The 15,113-nt window shown below is 56.0% G+C and carries 18 protein-coding genes; 13 read left to right on the top strand and 5 right to left on the bottom strand.

What is annotated here, in order from left to right; all coding sequences use genetic code 11:
• The first annotated feature begins 219 nt into the window (after positions 1-219).
• From VFA76_04200 to VFA76_04245, 10 genes are all read left to right on the top strand, one after another.
• Positions 220-780, top strand: a complete 561-nt coding sequence (locus VFA76_04200) for an NADH-quinone oxidoreductase subunit B family protein (GenBank protein HZR31041.1) — start codon at positions 220-222, stop codon at positions 778-780.
• Between the two features lie 83 nt (positions 781-863).
• On the top strand, positions 864-1,859 hold the full coding sequence (locus VFA76_04205; GenBank protein HZR31042.1) for a YncE family protein: 996 nt from the start codon (positions 864-866) through the stop codon (positions 1,857-1,859).
• Between the two features lie 52 nt (positions 1,860-1,911).
• Positions 1,912-2,958 (top strand): hypothetical protein, encoded by a 1,047-nt coding sequence (locus VFA76_04210; GenBank protein ID HZR31043.1) that lies wholly within the window; start codon positions 1,912-1,914, stop codon positions 2,956-2,958.
• A 35-nt stretch (positions 2,959-2,993) separates the two neighbouring features.
• Entirely contained in the window at positions 2,994-3,998 is a 1,005-nt protein-coding gene (locus VFA76_04215) for a hypothetical protein (protein HZR31044.1), read from the top strand.
• A gap of 178 nt (positions 3,999-4,176) precedes the next feature.
• Positions 4,177-5,082: an acyl-CoA desaturase gene (locus VFA76_04220; GenBank protein ID HZR31045.1), complete on the top strand. Its 906-nt coding sequence runs from the start codon at positions 4,177-4,179 to the stop codon at positions 5,080-5,082.
• A 91-nt stretch (positions 5,083-5,173) separates the two neighbouring features.
• Positions 5,174-6,109, top strand: coding sequence for a HAMP domain-containing sensor histidine kinase (locus VFA76_04225; GenBank protein ID HZR31046.1), 936 nt, complete (start codon positions 5,174-5,176; stop codon positions 6,107-6,109).
• Entirely contained in the window at positions 6,106-6,846 is a 741-nt protein-coding gene (locus tag VFA76_04230) for a response regulator transcription factor (GenBank protein HZR31047.1), read from the top strand. The genes VFA76_04225 and VFA76_04230 overlap by 4 nt, the downstream gene beginning before the upstream one ends.
• 29 nt (positions 6,847-6,875) lie before the next feature.
• Positions 6,876-7,646 (top strand): hypothetical protein, encoded by a 771-nt coding sequence (locus VFA76_04235; GenBank protein ID HZR31048.1) that lies wholly within the window; start codon positions 6,876-6,878, stop codon positions 7,644-7,646.
• Between the two features lie 168 nt (positions 7,647-7,814).
• Entirely contained in the window at positions 7,815-8,174 is a 360-nt protein-coding gene (locus VFA76_04240; GenBank protein ID HZR31049.1) for a PPOX class F420-dependent oxidoreductase, read from the top strand.
• Positions 8,175-8,258: 84 nt separating this feature from the next.
• A complete protein-coding gene (locus tag VFA76_04245) occupies positions 8,259-8,420 on the top strand; it encodes a hypothetical protein (protein ID HZR31050.1) in 162 nt (53 codons plus the stop codon).
• Positions 8,421-8,440: 20 nt separating this feature from the next.
• Here VFA76_04245 and VFA76_04250 read toward each other — a convergent pair whose 3' ends face one another.
• Both VFA76_04250 and VFA76_04255 read right to left on the bottom strand, forming a co-directional pair.
• On the bottom strand, positions 8,441-8,668 hold the full coding sequence (locus tag VFA76_04250; protein ID HZR31051.1) for a hypothetical protein: 228 nt from the start codon (positions 8,666-8,668) through the stop codon (positions 8,441-8,443).
• A 31-nt stretch (positions 8,669-8,699) separates the two neighbouring features.
• The gene (locus VFA76_04255; protein HZR31052.1) at positions 8,700-8,903 is read right to left on the bottom strand and encodes a hypothetical protein; all 204 of its coding nucleotides are present in this window, start codon (positions 8,901-8,903) and stop codon (positions 8,700-8,702) included.
• 232 nt (positions 8,904-9,135) lie between these two features.
• Here VFA76_04255 and VFA76_04260 point away from each other — a divergent pair, with 232 nt between their 5' ends.
• Positions 9,136-9,621 carry a Crp/Fnr family transcriptional regulator gene (locus VFA76_04260; protein HZR31053.1) on the top strand — a complete coding sequence of 162 codons (486 nt, stop codon included), beginning with the start codon at positions 9,136-9,138 and terminating at the stop codon, positions 9,619-9,621.
• Between the two features lie 57 nt (positions 9,622-9,678).
• On the opposite strand, the gene VFA76_04265 is transcribed toward VFA76_04260, so the two are convergent.
• Positions 9,679-10,026, bottom strand: coding sequence for a hypothetical protein (locus VFA76_04265; GenBank protein HZR31054.1), 348 nt, complete (start codon positions 10,024-10,026; stop codon positions 9,679-9,681).
• A 173-nt stretch (positions 10,027-10,199) separates the two neighbouring features.
• Positions 10,200-11,477, bottom strand: a complete 1,278-nt coding sequence (locus tag VFA76_04270) for a pitrilysin family protein (protein HZR31055.1) — start codon at positions 11,475-11,477, stop codon at positions 10,200-10,202.
• A 232-nt stretch (positions 11,478-11,709) separates the two neighbouring features.
• Between VFA76_04270 and rlmN the strand changes: the two genes are divergently transcribed.
• Positions 11,710-12,807: a 23S rRNA (adenine(2503)-C(2))-methyltransferase RlmN gene (gene rlmN, locus VFA76_04275; GenBank protein HZR31056.1), complete on the top strand. Its 1,098-nt coding sequence runs from the start codon at positions 11,710-11,712 to the stop codon at positions 12,805-12,807.
• A gap of 13 nt (positions 12,808-12,820) precedes the next feature.
• On the opposite strand, the gene VFA76_04280 is transcribed toward rlmN, so the two are convergent.
• Positions 12,821-13,399: a hypothetical protein gene (locus VFA76_04280; GenBank protein HZR31057.1), complete on the bottom strand. Its 579-nt coding sequence runs from the start codon at positions 13,397-13,399 to the stop codon at positions 12,821-12,823.
• Positions 13,400-13,786: 387 nt separating this feature from the next.
• Here VFA76_04280 and VFA76_04285 point away from each other — a divergent pair, with 387 nt between their 5' ends.
• Positions 13,787-15,109, top strand: a complete 1,323-nt coding sequence (locus VFA76_04285; GenBank protein ID HZR31058.1) for a glycosyltransferase family 39 protein — start codon at positions 13,787-13,789, stop codon at positions 15,107-15,109.
• Positions 15,110-15,113: the final 4 nt, after the last annotated feature.

A 15,113-nucleotide genomic window follows, 5' to 3' on the forward strand; every position in this document is an offset into this window, starting at 1 on the left:
CCGGGAATGCAGCCGCTCGCGGTCTTTATTCCTCCCTGGGCTTCCAGCTTTATGGTTGCGAGCCGCGCGCCTTAAAAGTCGGGGATAGGTACATCGATGAAGAACAAATGGTGCTGCGCCTGGTACAGCAGGGGCGCTAAGGGCGAGCTGCGCTCGCCCGCACAGGCGGGGGCGCCTGTGCCCACGTGATTTGTGGTCGGGGTTTAGAATAGAGACAGCATGAACGGCGAAGAGCGTTTCGACAACCTGATCGGCAGCGAGCACGACAAAGAACGAATCCGCGAGGTCACTTTCGGCGAGACCCAGCCTGAGGGCATCGTCATGACCACCCTGGATAAAGCCGTGAACTGGGTGCGCAAGAACTCGCTCTGGCCCATGACCTTCGGTCTGGCCTGCTGTGCTATCGAAATGATGTCCATGGGCGCTTCGCGCTTCGACATTGCCCGCTTCGGCGCAGAAGTGTTCCGCCCATCGCCCCGCCAATCTGACCTGATGATCATCGCCGGCCGCGTATCGCAGAAAATGGCGCCTGTCATCCGCCAACTATGGGAGCAGATGCCTGAACCCAAGTGGGTCATCTCCATGGGGGCATGTGCCACCTCCGGCGGGGTCTTCAACAATTACGCCATCGTTCAGGGTGTAAACCAGGTGATTCCGGTTGACGTTTACGTGCCGGGATGCCCACCGCGCCCCGAGCAGTTGATCTATGCCATCACTCTTTTGCAAGAAAAAATCATGAAAGAGCGTGGCAGTTTCAAGCGCGCCATGAACCTGGCCTGATTTAAGCGTTCTTGATCAGGGCAGCAGAACTGCTCAATCTCGCATCCCACACCATAAGCGGCATTCTGCCGCAGTACTCATAAATGCGTTTATTTCGCACTCTGTCGTTGGTTCTTATCTGCGCAACGGCTGCGTTCGCGGCCACCGGGACCCAACTGCGTCAGCTCGCCATGGTTTACATTCCCGGTAATCCCGGGTTCCACAGCATTGCTGTGGAGGGCGGGTTTCTCATCATTGCGCACGACGGGGCGGGGACGGTGGACGTTTTCAACGCTCGCAAGCGCCGCCTGGTCTCTCAAATTGAAGTGGGCCGTCCTCGTGGAATGGCAGTTGACGCCGCTACCGGCAAGATCTACGTGACCGACGCCGCAGCTCCTTCGGTAATGGTAATTTCCACAAAGAACTGGAAGGCGGAACGAACTATCCCGCTCAAACTCGAACCTGGCCCAGTCGTACTATCAAGCAATGGTAAAAAGCTATATATCGGGAACGTGCAGGATCAATCCATTTCGGCGCTTGATTTGTCCACAAATCAGGTAAGCACACAGCCGCTTAATGGTCATCCCGATGCAATCGCGTATGACCCAAGCCATGATCGCTTTTATGTCAGCCTGGAAGATCAAAACCAGGTCGCTGTAGTTGATCCTGACCTGAAAGTGTTGCAGCGGTATTCAATGACCGCGTCGCAGCCTACCGCGCTGGCGCTGGATCCGCAGGCGCGCCGCTTGTACGTAGCAGTACGTTCGGCAGTGCTGGCCCTCAACGCTGACACTGGCGCTGAACTTGGCCGCGTGCCGGCTCCTCCGGGAGTGGACAGCCTATGGCTCGATCGCACCGGTGGCAGGCTTTATCTTTCCAGCAGCAATGAGGTTGGCGTGGTACGCGCCAGCGCGACCAGCTTCGCCACGGAAGATCAATTTCCGCTTAAGGTGCGCGGCCACGGCATCGCCTTCGACCCTGACCGCCAGCAAATCTACATGCCTGCCGCTCACGAGGGGCGATCCCTGGTGTTGATCCTGAAATCAATGCAGGGCGTGCCCCAGCAACGCCGTGTTCCTGCAGAAGCCCTTATCCACTAGACACTACTTAGTGACTCTCGTATGAAGTGCGCTACCCATAAACTGGCAGCGCATGCCCCCACGCAAGCCGCGTGTTTCACCGGAGAAGACCGTCGTCTCCCAAGCCCCCTGTCGCGCCGACTTGGCGGGTAGCACGCTCGATATCTGGCCGCTGTATCTTTTCCATCCCGGTGCGGTCACGGTGAATTTTGCGGTGAATGTGCTGGCCACGTGCCGGGTATCGTCTCTTAAGGGCAAGAGCATCCAATTGCGCTCGCTTGATACCAGCAGGGAAGAGCGCTTCGCAGATCTTGACCAACTCTGCCGGGCGAGCAAGTTCAAGCATGCACTGGGAGCGCGCCTCATTCAATTCTTCCAGCCCCAGGAAGGTTTGCTGCTAGAGACCGATTCAGAATCCCCGGCAGGCGCAGGGATTGCTGGTTCGTCGGCACTCACCATCGCTGCCATTGGCGCTCTGGTACGGTTTACCGGCCGCAAGCTTTCGCGGGAAGAGATGCGGGTGCTGGCCATGAACGTGGAGGCGCAACTCATCCATGTTCCTACCGGCTGCCAGGACCACTATCCCGCGCTTTATGGCGGCGTCAGCGCCATTGAGCTCGCAGCCGACGGAAGTCACCGTCACAGTTTGCCTATCGCTCCGGAAGAAATCGAGGCCCGCTTTCTCCTGGCATATACCGGTGCGCCGCGCCAGTCCGGCATAAATAACTGGGAGGTCTTCAAAGCCCACATGGACGGCAACAAGCGTGTTCGCCGCAACTTCCAGCAGATCGCGCAAATCGCAGTCGCCATGAGTGATGCCTTGGCCAATGCCGATTGGGACAATGTTGCGCGCTTGCTGCGCGAAGAATGGAAACTGCGCCGCACTAACGCTCCCGGAATTACCACGCCACTCATCGACGAACTGGTAGCTGCGGCAGGCCGTAACGGCGGACGTGCAGCCAAGGTCTGTGGCGCCGGAGGTGGCGGCTGCGTGGTCTTTCTGGTCGAAGAAGATGCCAAAGAGAAGGTGGCGAAGGTCTTGCGTGAACATGGCGCTAAGATGATCCCCTTCCGGGTGGCTCGCGAAGGCCTGACGCTCACCACAATCGGCCACTCCTAGGGCTATAATTGGCATCTTAAGGTCTGGATGTTCTCATGATTCCCCGGCGCACTGCGGCTTGGTTGTTTATTCCCTTCTTGTTGGCCAGCGCTCTCGCCAGTGACACGGCTAAGCACCTCACAAAAGAAGAACGCATCGAGATTATTCGCGGCCTCAATGCCGAACGAGTTTTTGCCCGCGTGCTGTTTCCGATGGGCAAGACGGGGCTGACGCTTAAGAATGGGAGCATAGTTGCTCCAAAGGAGGGTGAACTGCGACAGTTGCTCGCAGATAACGGTCCTGCGGCCAAGCCGGGCGACCGCGCCCTCATCACCAACGTGGAATTCCGGGGCAATGGTATTCGTTTCGAAATTAATGGTGGGCCACGCAAGCGGCAGAAATGGTACCAGCGCGTCCAGGTGGGCGGCATGGGAGGTACGGTGCCGCTCTCGCAGGGTGATACCACCAACAACCCGCACGGGTCTTACGTGGATCTTCAGTTTGAGAAGTTCATTCCCTCACTGACACCCACTCAGGTGAAGCAGATGTTGGCGCCGGTGCTGGATTTCAACGCTCAATCCGCTGCCGAGGCCTATCTGAAGACGCTCCCACCCAAAGTTAGCAACGCCATCAAAGATCACAAAGTATTGGTCGGGATGGATCGAGAAATGGTCAGCATGGCCAAGGGTCGAGCGCCAAAAAAGGTTCGCGAGCGGGACGGGAATGTGGAATACGAGGAATGGATATACGGCGCACCACCCCAGGAGGTCGAGTTTGTTCGTCTGGTGGGAGACGAAGTGGTTCGCGTCGAGACCATGAAAGTAGATGGCGAAAAAATTGTCCGTACCGCCAAAGAAGTCGAAATCAAGAAGCCAGAAGCGGTAGCTCAATCGCAAGAGCCGCAGCCACGGCCGGCGAATGCGCCGACTCTGCGGCGTCCCGGAGAGCAGCCGACTGATCCACAACCCGCGGGCGGCGTCGCGCCGCTACCTCGACCAACTCCCGGCGATACTCCCACTTCGGCTCCGACCCCTGGCAGCGACCCTACCAAACCGCAGTGAACGTGCGCACCACGCAATCGTCTGCGCTGAGTTCGCGCCCACCCCTGTACTAGCCGGGCAGTCCTTTCGTAACCAAGGCCGCTCCTGCAATTACATAACTATTACAAAGGGCCCTTTCTCTTGCTGATAGATTCAGTCTTAGTCACAGCCGTCAAACTTCTTTCGGAGCACGCCCAACATGAGCATCTTTGAACGTGATAAGACGTTCAGCCAGCCCGTCAGTTGGATTACCACCTCCTTCATGGTTGCCTTCCACATCGGCGCCCTTGCTTCATTGTTTTTCTTCAGCTGGAAGGCGCTGGCGGTTGCCGCCTTCCTCTGGTGGGTTGCGGGAAGCCTCGGTATAGGCATGGGCTACCACCGCCTGCTAACCCATCGCGGCTACAGGACGCCCAAGTGGGTTGAGTATTTCCTCACTATATGCGGCACCCTGACCTTGGAAGGTGGCCCCATGTTCTGGGTAGCCACTCACCGGGTCCACCACCAGAACACCGATAAAGACGGCGATCCGCACTCTCCACGCGATGGTGGCATCTGGGCACATATGGGCTGGATCATGACCGGCCAATCCATGCATAACAAGTCAGACAAGCTCCTGCCCTACATTCCAGATCTACGCAAAGACAAATTTCATGTCTGGATTAGCGAGTGGCACTGGGTCCCAATTGTTGCACTGGGCGCCCTGCTGCTGGTTCTTGGCGGATGGCCATGCTTCATGTGGGGCATCTTCATGCGCACTGTACTCGGCCTCCACTTCACCTGGCTGGTCAATTCGGCTACTCACATGTGGGGCTCACAACGGTTTCTCACCGGCGATACCTCGAAGAACAGTTTTTGGGTTGCGGTCCTGACCTTTGGCGAAGGCTGGCACAACAATCACCATGCTCAGCCGGTAGCAGCGCGCCATGGACTTGCCTGGTACGAGGTGGATGTGAACTGGTACGGAATTTGGGCGCTGCGTAAGCTTGGCCTGGCTACCGAAGTAAAGCTCCACAAGTTGCCCAAATTCGGCGCCGCCGAAGCTTCGAAGAGTGTTGCTTCTGAGTTTCCCGGCAAAGAACTGGCGGCCGTTTCGGGCGATTAGTTAATCCAAGATTTGCATTTCTAACGCCGGCCCACTTCGGCCGGCGTTTTCTCTTTTCTGCGGCTCCACATCCACTACAATTTAGGCATTCATGCGCATTGCCAGTCGAGCCAAGACCACCGCATTCTTTATCACCCTGGGTGCCTTTCTGGTTGGGTTTGCGATTGCGCTCAACGTCAGCTGGATAAAGTTGACCACCGAGTTTCTTGGCAACCGGCCGGTGACCTGGCGCGAAGTCGTGCCCGCTGTGCTGGGCGTTATTTTCTTTTTATTTATTATTGCGGGCCTGGTCCTCAATACCACCTTCCTTATCCGCGAAATTCGCCGCAACGAACAGCAGGACAGTTTCCTGAATGCCGTCACCCACGAGTTGAAGACACCGATTACCTCCATTCGTCTATACCTGGAGACCTTGCAACGACGGCAAGTTGACGAAGATCAGCGCCACGACTTCTATCGCATCATGCTCGAGGATACCCAGCGTTTACTTGGTACGGTCGAGCAGGTTCTGCAAGCCGGAGAGGCCCGGCACGGCAAAGCCCGCAAGAACTGGCAGGAGCTTAATCTATCCGCCATTGTGAAGGATGCGGTTGAACTTGCCCAACTGCGCCACAACCTGCCCCCAGGGTCGCTATGCTTCGGGCCTGCATCCTCTGAGGGAGTTTTGGTGATGGGGAACCAGGAAGAGCTCCGCACAGCTATTGGCAATCTCTTCGACAATGCCATCAAATATTCGGGTGCTACAAAAGACATTCACGTTGAATTGCTTACACCAGATATTGATACCGTACTGCTACGCGTGAGTGATAAAGGCATCGGTATCCCCGGCGATGAACTGAAGCGCATCTTCAAACGCTTCTACCGTGTACAGAACGCCAGCGCGGGCCAGGTAAAGGGGACTGGCCTTGGTCTGTTCATCGTGCGCTCAATTGCCCGCCGTCACGGTGGTGATGCCTTCGCTGAGAGCGAGGGTGAAGGGCGCGGCAGCACCTTCACACTCCGTCTTCCGCGGGTCTATCACGTATGAACCGAATCTTGATCGTTGAAGACGAGGCGCACCTGGCGCAGGGGCTCCGCTTTAATCTGGAGGCGGAAGGTTACTCCGTCCAGGTCACAGACAATGGTGAAGAAGCACTCGACCGCCTATTGAAAAAAAACGAAGCTTACGAGGCGCTCGTGCTCGACGTCATGCTGCCTGGTAAAGATGGTTTCGTTGTAGCGCGTGAGCTGCGCGAGGCGCGCAACTACATTCCCTTGCTCATGCTCACCGCGCGTAGCCGGCCCGAGGACGTGTTAAAAGGCTTCGAGTCCGGAGCCGATGACTACCTCCCCAAACCCTTCAATCTCGACATTCTGATTGCGCGGCTTGGAAGTCTGTTGCGCCGGAAGGTCTGGCTGCGTGACTCGAAACCGCTGATGCCCCAGCCGTCTCAAGCAAGCGCAGGCCCGCCAGACGTTTTCAATTTCGACGGCAAGATCGTTGATTTCGGCAACTTGCAGCTACGCGCCGGAGACCAGGTTTTTCACCTGACTCTGATGGAAGTGGAGTTGCTTCGCTACCTTGTTCGAAACAGCGGACAAGCGGTTTCCCGTAAGGCAATTCTTGAGGACGTGTGGAATCTTAAAGAAGATACTGACACCCGCGCCATTGATAATTTCATAGTGCGGCTGCGGCGGTACATCGAGCGCGAGCCCTCGAATCCGCGCCATCTGCTTACGGTCCGCGGCCTGGGCTACAAATTCGTCCCGAATCCAAAACAATGACCTGGCACTTTACTGGACCTGAATTACCCATGAAACTTGCCGCCGCCGCAGTGTTTCTGCTGCTTATCTTTGCGGCGCCATCCCTACTTACGGGGCGGAAACTGCCACCCGCCGAGATCAAGACAGCTCCGCTCAATGCCGAACAGGTGGTGAGTAATCTGGTGCGGATGAATGCACTGCGGGCTGAGAGGCTCCAGGCCTACGAGGGGACCCGCACCTATCGGCTGCAATACCGCGGTTTTCCCGGAAACCGTGATGCCGAAATGCACGTGAGCGTGAAATACCTCCGCCCTCTTACCAAAGCGTTCACGGTGGTCTCTGCAACTGGGTCAAAAGTGGTCATAGATCGCGTGTTTAAGAAGTTGCTCGAAAGTGAGCAAGAGGCACTAGGGGAAGACAATCAGAAAGCTACCGCCCTTAACACCCAAAATTACGACTTCACCCTGTTGGGTTTCGAACCTGCGACCTCGACTGATCCTTCTCGCTATGTCATGCAGATCGAACCCAGGAAAAGGAACAAATTTCTTTACCGCGGGCGCATCTGGATCGACGGCCAGGATTTCGCCGTGGTAAAAATCCAGGCCGAGCCGGCCAAGTCCCCTTCCTTCTGGACCAAGCACAGCGAAATCGAGCACTCATACGAAAAAGTGGGTGATTTCTGGCTTCCCGCTCACAATTACTCTGTTAGCACGATTCGTCTTGGGGGCCGCGCCGTCCTCACAATTGATTACAACGAGTACCGGATAACTGATCGACTGCCCCTCGGCCGCCCCGAGCTAAGTGTGCAAGAACAGAAGTGATTGCACGCCGCCCTTAATATTTCAGACTGAAAGCCAGCAGTTTCCACGCAACACGAACCAAACAAAAACCGATGGGATAACTTAACCGAGGCAATCCAGGGCTTTGCAGGAGACACTGTCAACAGCGGGCGACGTGCTAGAGTCCTAACCGCGAGAGAAAGGATTGACGTGGCAGGCGCATTTGCACCACTGCAAGGACACAAATACCTCAGCCTGGCCAGCTTTCGCAAAAATGGGCAAGCGATTCATACACCATTGTGGTTCGCAGAAAATGCAGGCAAAGTTTACGTAATGACGCGCGATGATTCCTGGAAGTTCAAGCGCATCCGCAATAACCCACGTGTCCGTGTCGCCCCTTCAACCATGCGTGGGCGCATCGTGGGACCGGAAATTGAAGGGCGCGCGCGTATCCTTTCTGCCAACGAATTTCCTGCCGCGCACACTCTTCTACAGCGCAAGTACTGGTTGATGCGAATTCCGTTGGTTTGGAGTAAGCGCAACGTTTTCATCGAGATTGTTCCGATGTAGTGAAGTCCGCAATTTCAAAACTGCGCTTACATACGGTAAGATGCGAGAGTTACTTGTATTCGCAGGAGTTGAGGATCCGGAACCATGAGAAACATCTACGAAGTGCTGCGAGAGAAGGAGACCCAGTTACGGCAGGCACAGGCGGAGGTTGAGGCCTTGCGCATTGCCGCCCCACTGCTTGCAGACGCAGAAGAAGAAACGGACAACATAAACGGTAATCCCCGCCGTCCGAACAATCCCCGCTGACGCACGGTTACCCAGAGGCACTAGGGTTGCGGTGCTTTCGATCTGGCATCTTGCAATCCGGCCGGTGAGGCCATTCGTTCAAAACGGATGAGGGTAGGTCGAGGGCTGGCCTGTCGCGGAATGGACGATTGACTCAGCGCTGCGTCGTCGGCCAACAACGGAAGAATGGTGCGTAGAACTTCTACTTCGCGCCTGACCTGCTGCAGCTTCTGCTCTTTGTAGTAGAGAACCTGGTAGATATCTCGCATGTTTTCTCGCTAGAAACTTGGTTGCCGCTTCTTAGAACGATCGTGCCGGGTGGCTGGCAGGAGAGACCGTCCCCCTATCCAGCACAACACCTTTGCTGACTCGTCTGCTGCACCCGGCGCACACCAGGAACATTTCGTAGCCGCCGGTTGAAAGCCTATGGCTGGTGACCATTTGCTCCCGGTGACGGCAGACGCAAAACAGGCCGCGAATGATTCTTAGGGTTCGCAGGACCATAATTTGACCTCCGGGAAACCTCGCCAACCCAGCCTGATGCTAAGACGACAAGTCGTGCCCTTACTAGTCTCGTCGCGGGTTCCCCCGCCCAGCCGTGATGACTGGAGGGCCTCTGTGACCGACATCACCCCTCTTGGCGACGGTGATCACCGCAACTGCTTGAAAAATAAGCAACACTAATCAGGCCGTTGTGGTCCATCCTGGGGATAACCGCAACCGCATGTGGGAATGTATGCCAAGCAACGTTCAGCAGAATAACTTTGGTGTTTCATGTCCGGCGGGGTTGATCTTCTGCAATCTAACGCAGGAAGCCCAGGAGGCGTTCGAAGCCATTAAGACCTTCGAGCGCTACCAGCGAGGAGCTAGATTGTTCACCGAAGGCGAAGCGGCACGTCGGGTCTTCGTGCTTCGGGATGGTCGTGTCCGGATCTCCGTCTCCTCCGCAAAGGAGAGACGGCTCGTTCTCTGTACCTTGGGCCCGGGTGAACCCATTGGCCTGGATGCCACCTTGGCAGGAGTGAATTATGAGGTCGCGGCCGAGGTGATTGAGGACTGTGAGGGAGCGTTTATCAGGCGAAAGGATCTGCTGCAATTTCTTCGGAGTTATCCCGACGCCTGCCTGCAAATGTTGCGCTTGCTCAGCGAACATCTGCACCTTGCGTATGATCGAATGCAGGAGATTGCGCTGATTCGTGCTCGCAGATGCGGTCCGTTTTGACCGGAGTAAGAAGGCGTAAGACCAGAAAATCCCGGTTTTATCCAATCTACTGACCAATCAGCGGCGTCGCTGAGTCTCACGTAAGACGTTCGAGTAGCTCTTACCAGCAAAGGTCGCGGTCTGCACGAGTTGGCCGGTCACCGCTGTAGTGCTGCCCTCTCCGGGGACCCCAAAACTTTCGCTCAGTACCCACATCTGTCCGGTTCTATCGTCAATTTCGAAGATTCCCATTCCCATAGCCCCGAAAGCGCGGGTGACCTTTCCCGCAACGGTGATCTGTTTATTCATGTATTTACCAGGATCTTTGCGAATGTCGGCTATCTTCATCCGCGGTGGGCAGCCCGCCAGCAAGAGTACGGAAATTAGAGTACCAAGAACAGCAAGCGCAGCAAGTTTTCTATTCATTCTTTTCGACCCCTGCAGTCAAAATATTGGGCCGCCGATCGCGACGCACCCCAGACAGTACTGGGGCAGAGCGAGCCCGTAGTATCAATCAAGTACTCTGCTGTTTTCGAGTTAGATGCAGGATCCCGACCTAGTGTTCGTGGCCGCACCATTGCGAATAGACGGCTGTCAGCCTAGCAGGCCAATTGATCGCGGGAAATCTTGAAGCCGTTCAGATTGCCCAGCACGGTGACCGCGAGCAGGTCCTGACGGAAGAATTCCTGGGCAATGTTCTGCAAATCTTCCGCCGTCACGTTTTCGATCTTTTCGATGAGTTCGTCGAGGCCTGCGAAATGGTCGAAGTACATCTCTTGCCGCGCAAGGTTTGACATCCGTGCGGTGCTGGACTCAAGGCTGAGCATCAGGCTACCTTTGAGTTGGTCCTTGGCACGCCGCAACTCCTCTTCCGGCACCTGCGCTGCCTTCAAATTGCGTAGCTCGGCAACAATGGATCCCACCACCTTGGGAGCGGACTCACGCGAAGTGCCGGCATAAATCGAGAGACAACCGGTATCGCGGAACGGGTTCAGATCGCTATAAATCGCATACACCAGGCCCTGCCGTTCGCGTACGTTCTGGAACAGCCGCGAGCTCATTCCGCCACCCAGCAAGGTGTTCAAAATATATGAAGCGAAACGCCTTTCATGCGCGATGGGAAATGCCGGAGCGCCGACGCAAATCTGCACCTGCTCGAGCGCCTTTTTGTTGCGCATCGTAATCCGGGCATTAATCTTCGGAGGCGCCGTGTGATATCCGTTCTTGCTCGGCTTCAGGTGCTGGAAACGCTCTTTCACCAGCTCCACGAATTGGCGGTGATTTATATGCCCGGCGGCGCAGATAATCAAGTTGGCAGGATTGAAGCGCTGCCCATAGTAGTCGAACAATATCGGCTGCTCGAAGCGCTTCACCGTGTCCTTGGTGCCCAGAATGGGTTTGCCAAGCGGGTGATCTTTCCAAAAATTCTGAGTGAAGAGTTCGTGGACGAGGTAGTCGGGATTGTCTTCGTCCATCTTGATCTCTTCCAGAATGACGCCGCGCTCCCGCCCAATGTCCTTTACATCGAAAATAGGGTTCAGCACCAAATCGCTCAAAACGTCCATCGCGATCGGAAGGTGCTCATCCAATACCTTGATGTTGAAGCAGATACATTCCTTGGCAGTGAACGCGTCCATGTTGCCGCCGATTGAATCCACCTGGCGTGCAATGTCTTCTGCGGTTCGATTCTTCGTTCCTTTGAAGACCATGTGCTCGACGAAATGCGAGATACCATTCCATTGCGGATCTTCGTCGCGTGAGCCACTCTTCACCCATATCCCGATCGAGACCGAGCGGATGTGCTGCATCTCTTCGGTAATAATCGTCAGACCGTTGGGCAACACTTCGCGGCCGATGTTTCGCAATTCTTGAACCATGATTTTCTCAAAAGGCCCGCAAGAGAGGATCGTGCAGGGAACCGTGCTTCAATAATTGTTACATACCTTGGCCCGACTGCGCTAGCAACGATAAATGCCTTATTTACAAAAGGTTACAGTAAAATCCGCCAATTTGTGCCATCATGGCTCATTCCGCTCAAAAACGATCTCAAGCGTCTTTTTGCGGACCAGTACAATATCAATCTGCAACTCACAGGAGCGGGTTAGCGGTATGGGAAGGCTTCCACAGACCAGCCTTTTAGGCCTTGATCTTCAAGAACTTACAGCCCTTGTCGAAAGCGCCGGCGAACCCGCATTTCGGGCCCAGCAGCTCTTTGAGGCGGTTTATCGCCAGAACATTCAATCGCCCGAGCAAATCTCCACCTTGCCACTGGCATTTCGTCAAGCACTGGTCGAGGGATATGCCATTGGCCTCCCCACAATCCAAAAGCGGTTCCAGTCCAGTGATGGCACCGTGCGCTATCTGCTGGCCTTCGCAGATGGTGAAAGCGTGGAGACAGTGTGGATGCCCGAGGGCGATGACGGCGAGACCGGTGATGGCAGCACGGCGGGTGAGGATGAAGGGAAGAACTGGAAGCGGGCGACCATCTGCATCTCGAGCCAGGTTGGCTGCGCCGTAGATTGTCAGTTTTGTTTGACTGCGTTGTTAGGCGTCAAAAGGAACCTTTCCGCGGGCGAAATTGTGGGTCAAGTAGTGGCTGTCCTGAATGATCAACGTGCCTTTCCCGGACGGGAGAGGATCAATCTGGTATTTATGGGCATGGGGGAGCCACTGCTCAACTACGACAATTTCATCAAGGCAGTACGCCTGTTAGTGGAAGGTGTAGGCATTCCGGAATCCCGCATGACCGCGTCCACCGCCGGCATAGTCCCGCGGATTCACGATCTCGGCCGGGAGGTGGTGCGCCCCAAACTGGCGATTTCTTTGAACGCTTCCAACAACGAGCTGCGTACACGGCTCATGCCCCTCAATCGCAAATGGAACCTGGATATGCTAGTCGCTGCCGCCCGGGAATTCCCTTTGCGCTCGCGCGAGCGCCTTACCTTTGAGTATGTCCTGCTGAATGGAATCAACGATGCCCTGGAGAACGCGCGTGAGGTGGTGGAACTGGTCCGCGGCATCCGCGCCAAGGTGAACCTGATCGCGCTTAACCCGGGGCCGGGAATCTCTTTCACTACCCCTGAACCGCAGCGAGTGCTTGCGTTCCAGCAGGTGCTGGTTCGGGCGGGTGTGCCCACCTTCATTCGGCGCCCGCGAGGCCGCGACATTTACGCCGCCTGCGGCCAGTTGAAACGCACCGTCGCTTGATGGCGAACAATTTTTACTTGATGACTCCCAGATTGTGAATGCCACACGCGACAGAGATCGCGGCAGAGGCAACTTGCGGTGTCCACCATAGTTTGCGCAGCAGAGGGCTGCGGCTACGCATGAATCGCAGACCCAAATAGTCCATACTGGCTGGCACTACCTGAAGTGCAGGATAAATGGCCGCTGAATTCGCGAACGGCTTCATGAATGGATTCAGCTCACGGCCCTTTCCGCTGCTGATTACTTCTCTCGTCGTCCAGCCGTCAAATGCAGCCGCGGCGTGTGGCAACACGGTGACCGCGTACCACAATTTCATGTTCGCCGCCGGAGGCTCTTGCATGTGCTGCTTTGTGACGACGGTTGCAGTCGAGACCACCGGCGCCACGCTGACGCTACTTGCATACAATTCCGCAGGACGTAGTGATGCAAATGTGGCCAGACCGACGCCCATCGGGTCGGCGGCTGGATCCAAGGCGTCAGCAGAATGCTTGTTGCCATTAGCCAGGGCCGAGGCGGGCTGTGCGGACGGGAGAGCTACAACCTGGCAGTAAGCCGCAGCAGAGAGCAGAAGCACCCAAACTAAGGTTCGCATAGGACCCCGTCCATTCGTACACGAGCTTATAGCACTAATGGACATGTCGAAAGGTAACGTCTGTCATCGGGCCAATGTGACTTCAGTACCCCAAGGCGCGACGAAAACTTTGAATGCGCACCCTAAATCCAGAGCTGCTAACTACTTAGGCCGACCCTCCGCCGCGATGTAGTCGCTAACCGGCACCTCTCATCTGATAAATTGAAAAACCCAGCATTGCAGATACCTGACTCAACTACGATTTCCCCTGTGAGACAGCGTCACCCTCCGTTGGACACACTCTCCGGGCAGCCGTCCGCTATTTGGGCTGTTGGCGCAATTACTCTTCTCGCCGCCATTCTTCGCCTGTTGTATCTGGGCAAGAGAAGTCTATGGCTTGACGAGGTGATGAGCGTTTCTATCGCGCGGCTCGATCCACCCGGCTTCCGCAACATGGTGCTGAGTTGGGAAGCGAACATGGCACTTTATTGGGTGATGCTGCGTGCGTGGCTGCATCTGGGTCAAAGCGAATTCACCGTCCGTTTGCTCTCCGCAATTGCTGCCATCGCGACTGTGCCTCTGATTTTTGCATTGGCTCGGAGGTCATTCGGGGAACGTGTCGGCCTTCTTGCTTCGCTGCTGATGGCCGGCAACGTTTTTCATGTGCGCTATGCCCAGGAGGCCCGCAGCTATTCGCTGTACCTGCTGCTTGTGGTACTGACCTGTTGGCTTTTTGTGAAGAGTGTTGATAAGCCATCGCCTGGTCACTGGGTGTCATTCGCAGTCACTGCCACCCTCGCCGTCTATGCACATTTTTTTGCAGCGCTGATCTTGCCCGTGATTTGGCTCGCGGCGTTAGCGGCGCCTAAACCGACATTTCCTTGGAGGGGACTGGTGCGCAGCACCGTCGCGATATGCATAGCTCTGCTGCCCGTGGCGCTGTTCATTCTCACCAAGGACAAAGGCCAGAGATTCTGGGTCACCCGAACTACTTTCCGAGAAGTCTATGATTTCGCAGTACTGCTGAGCGGTCGCGGCGGCCTCCTTCTATTGTTACTGGATTCTGCTGCCTTGCTGGCGGCCGCGTTCGCCACTGTCAGGAGCTGGCGCGACCCTGAAAAGCGATGGACTTATGTATTGATGTGGAGTTGGCTGTTACTGCCGGTTGTGCTGACCATCGGTCTTTCCCTGGTGAAGCCGATGTTTGTCTCGCGCTACCTTATTCTCTGTTTGCCGCCATTCCTGATTCTGGTTGCGATGGGATTGTCGCAATTACGTCGTCGCTGGCTGTTTACTGCCGCTACCCTGGTAGTTTTCGCCCTTTCATTGCGAGGCGTAGTTGAGTACTACCGCACCGGTTTTGATCCGCCCGACCAGGACTGGAAAACGGCGATCAGTTCTGTTCTGTCGGAGACGCAGCCGGGCGACGCTATTTTCTTCTATCATCCCCTGGCGCGGCTCCCTTATGAGTACTACCGAGAACGTTCTCACACGCAAGTCGCCCCTCGCGTCTTATTCCCGCAGCGCTCGGATGCCCGTCTGTTGAAGGGGGTTCCTATCGATCCTGCTTTTCTCGATGATGCCGCCGGTCGCTACCGTCGCATCTGGCTCGTACAGAATTGGGGGCCCGACAGCTTCACGACTCACGCAAACGCAGTTCTCAAACAGAATTATCGAGTCAGGAGTCACCAGGAGTGGGGCATCATCCGCGTCACTCTGTTCGAGCGTTAATTGT

It is taken from the genome of Terriglobales bacterium (genome assembly GCA_035651655.1).
Lineage (GTDB): Bacteria > Acidobacteriota > Terriglobia > Terriglobales > Acidobacteriaceae > DASRFG01.

Coding starts and splice junctions, on each gene's coding strand:
- rlmN (HZR31056.1), top strand. CDS start 11,710: ATGGGAAGGCTTCCACAGACCAGCCTTTTAGGCCTTGATCTTCAAGAA.
- VFA76_04210 (HZR31043.1), top strand. CDS start 1,912: ATGCCCCCACGCAAGCCGCGTGTTTCACCGGAGAAGACCGTCGTCTCC.
- VFA76_04235 (HZR31048.1), top strand. CDS start 6,876: ATGAAACTTGCCGCCGCCGCAGTGTTTCTGCTGCTTATCTTTGCGGCG.
- VFA76_04280 (HZR31057.1), bottom strand. CDS start 13,399: ATGCGAACCTTAGTTTGGGTGCTTCTGCTCTCTGCTGCGGCTTACTGC.
- VFA76_04285 (HZR31058.1), top strand. CDS start 13,787: ATGAGCGTTTCTATCGCGCGGCTCGATCCACCCGGCTTCCGCAACATG.
- VFA76_04270 (HZR31055.1), bottom strand. CDS start 11,477: ATGGTTCAAGAATTGCGAAACATCGGCCGCGAAGTGTTGCCCAACGGT.
- VFA76_04205 (HZR31042.1), top strand. CDS start 864: ATGCGTTTATTTCGCACTCTGTCGTTGGTTCTTATCTGCGCAACGGCT.
- VFA76_04220 (HZR31045.1), top strand. CDS start 4,177: ATGAGCATCTTTGAACGTGATAAGACGTTCAGCCAGCCCGTCAGTTGG.
- VFA76_04260 (HZR31053.1), top strand. CDS start 9,136: ATGCCAAGCAACGTTCAGCAGAATAACTTTGGTGTTTCATGTCCGGCG.
- VFA76_04200 (HZR31041.1), top strand. CDS start 220: ATGAACGGCGAAGAGCGTTTCGACAACCTGATCGGCAGCGAGCACGAC.
- VFA76_04225 (HZR31046.1), top strand. CDS start 5,174: ATGCGCATTGCCAGTCGAGCCAAGACCACCGCATTCTTTATCACCCTG.
- VFA76_04265 (HZR31054.1), bottom strand. CDS start 10,026: ATGAATAGAAAACTTGCTGCGCTTGCTGTTCTTGGTACTCTAATTTCC.
- VFA76_04255 (HZR31052.1), bottom strand. CDS start 8,903: ATGGTCCTGCGAACCCTAAGAATCATTCGCGGCCTGTTTTGCGTCTGC.
- VFA76_04215 (HZR31044.1), top strand. CDS start 2,994: ATGATTCCCCGGCGCACTGCGGCTTGGTTGTTTATTCCCTTCTTGTTG.
- VFA76_04250 (HZR31051.1), bottom strand. CDS start 8,668: ATGCGAGATATCTACCAGGTTCTCTACTACAAAGAGCAGAAGCTGCAG.
- VFA76_04245 (HZR31050.1), top strand. CDS start 8,259: ATGAGAAACATCTACGAAGTGCTGCGAGAGAAGGAGACCCAGTTACGG.
- VFA76_04230 (HZR31047.1), top strand. CDS start 6,106: ATGAACCGAATCTTGATCGTTGAAGACGAGGCGCACCTGGCGCAGGGG.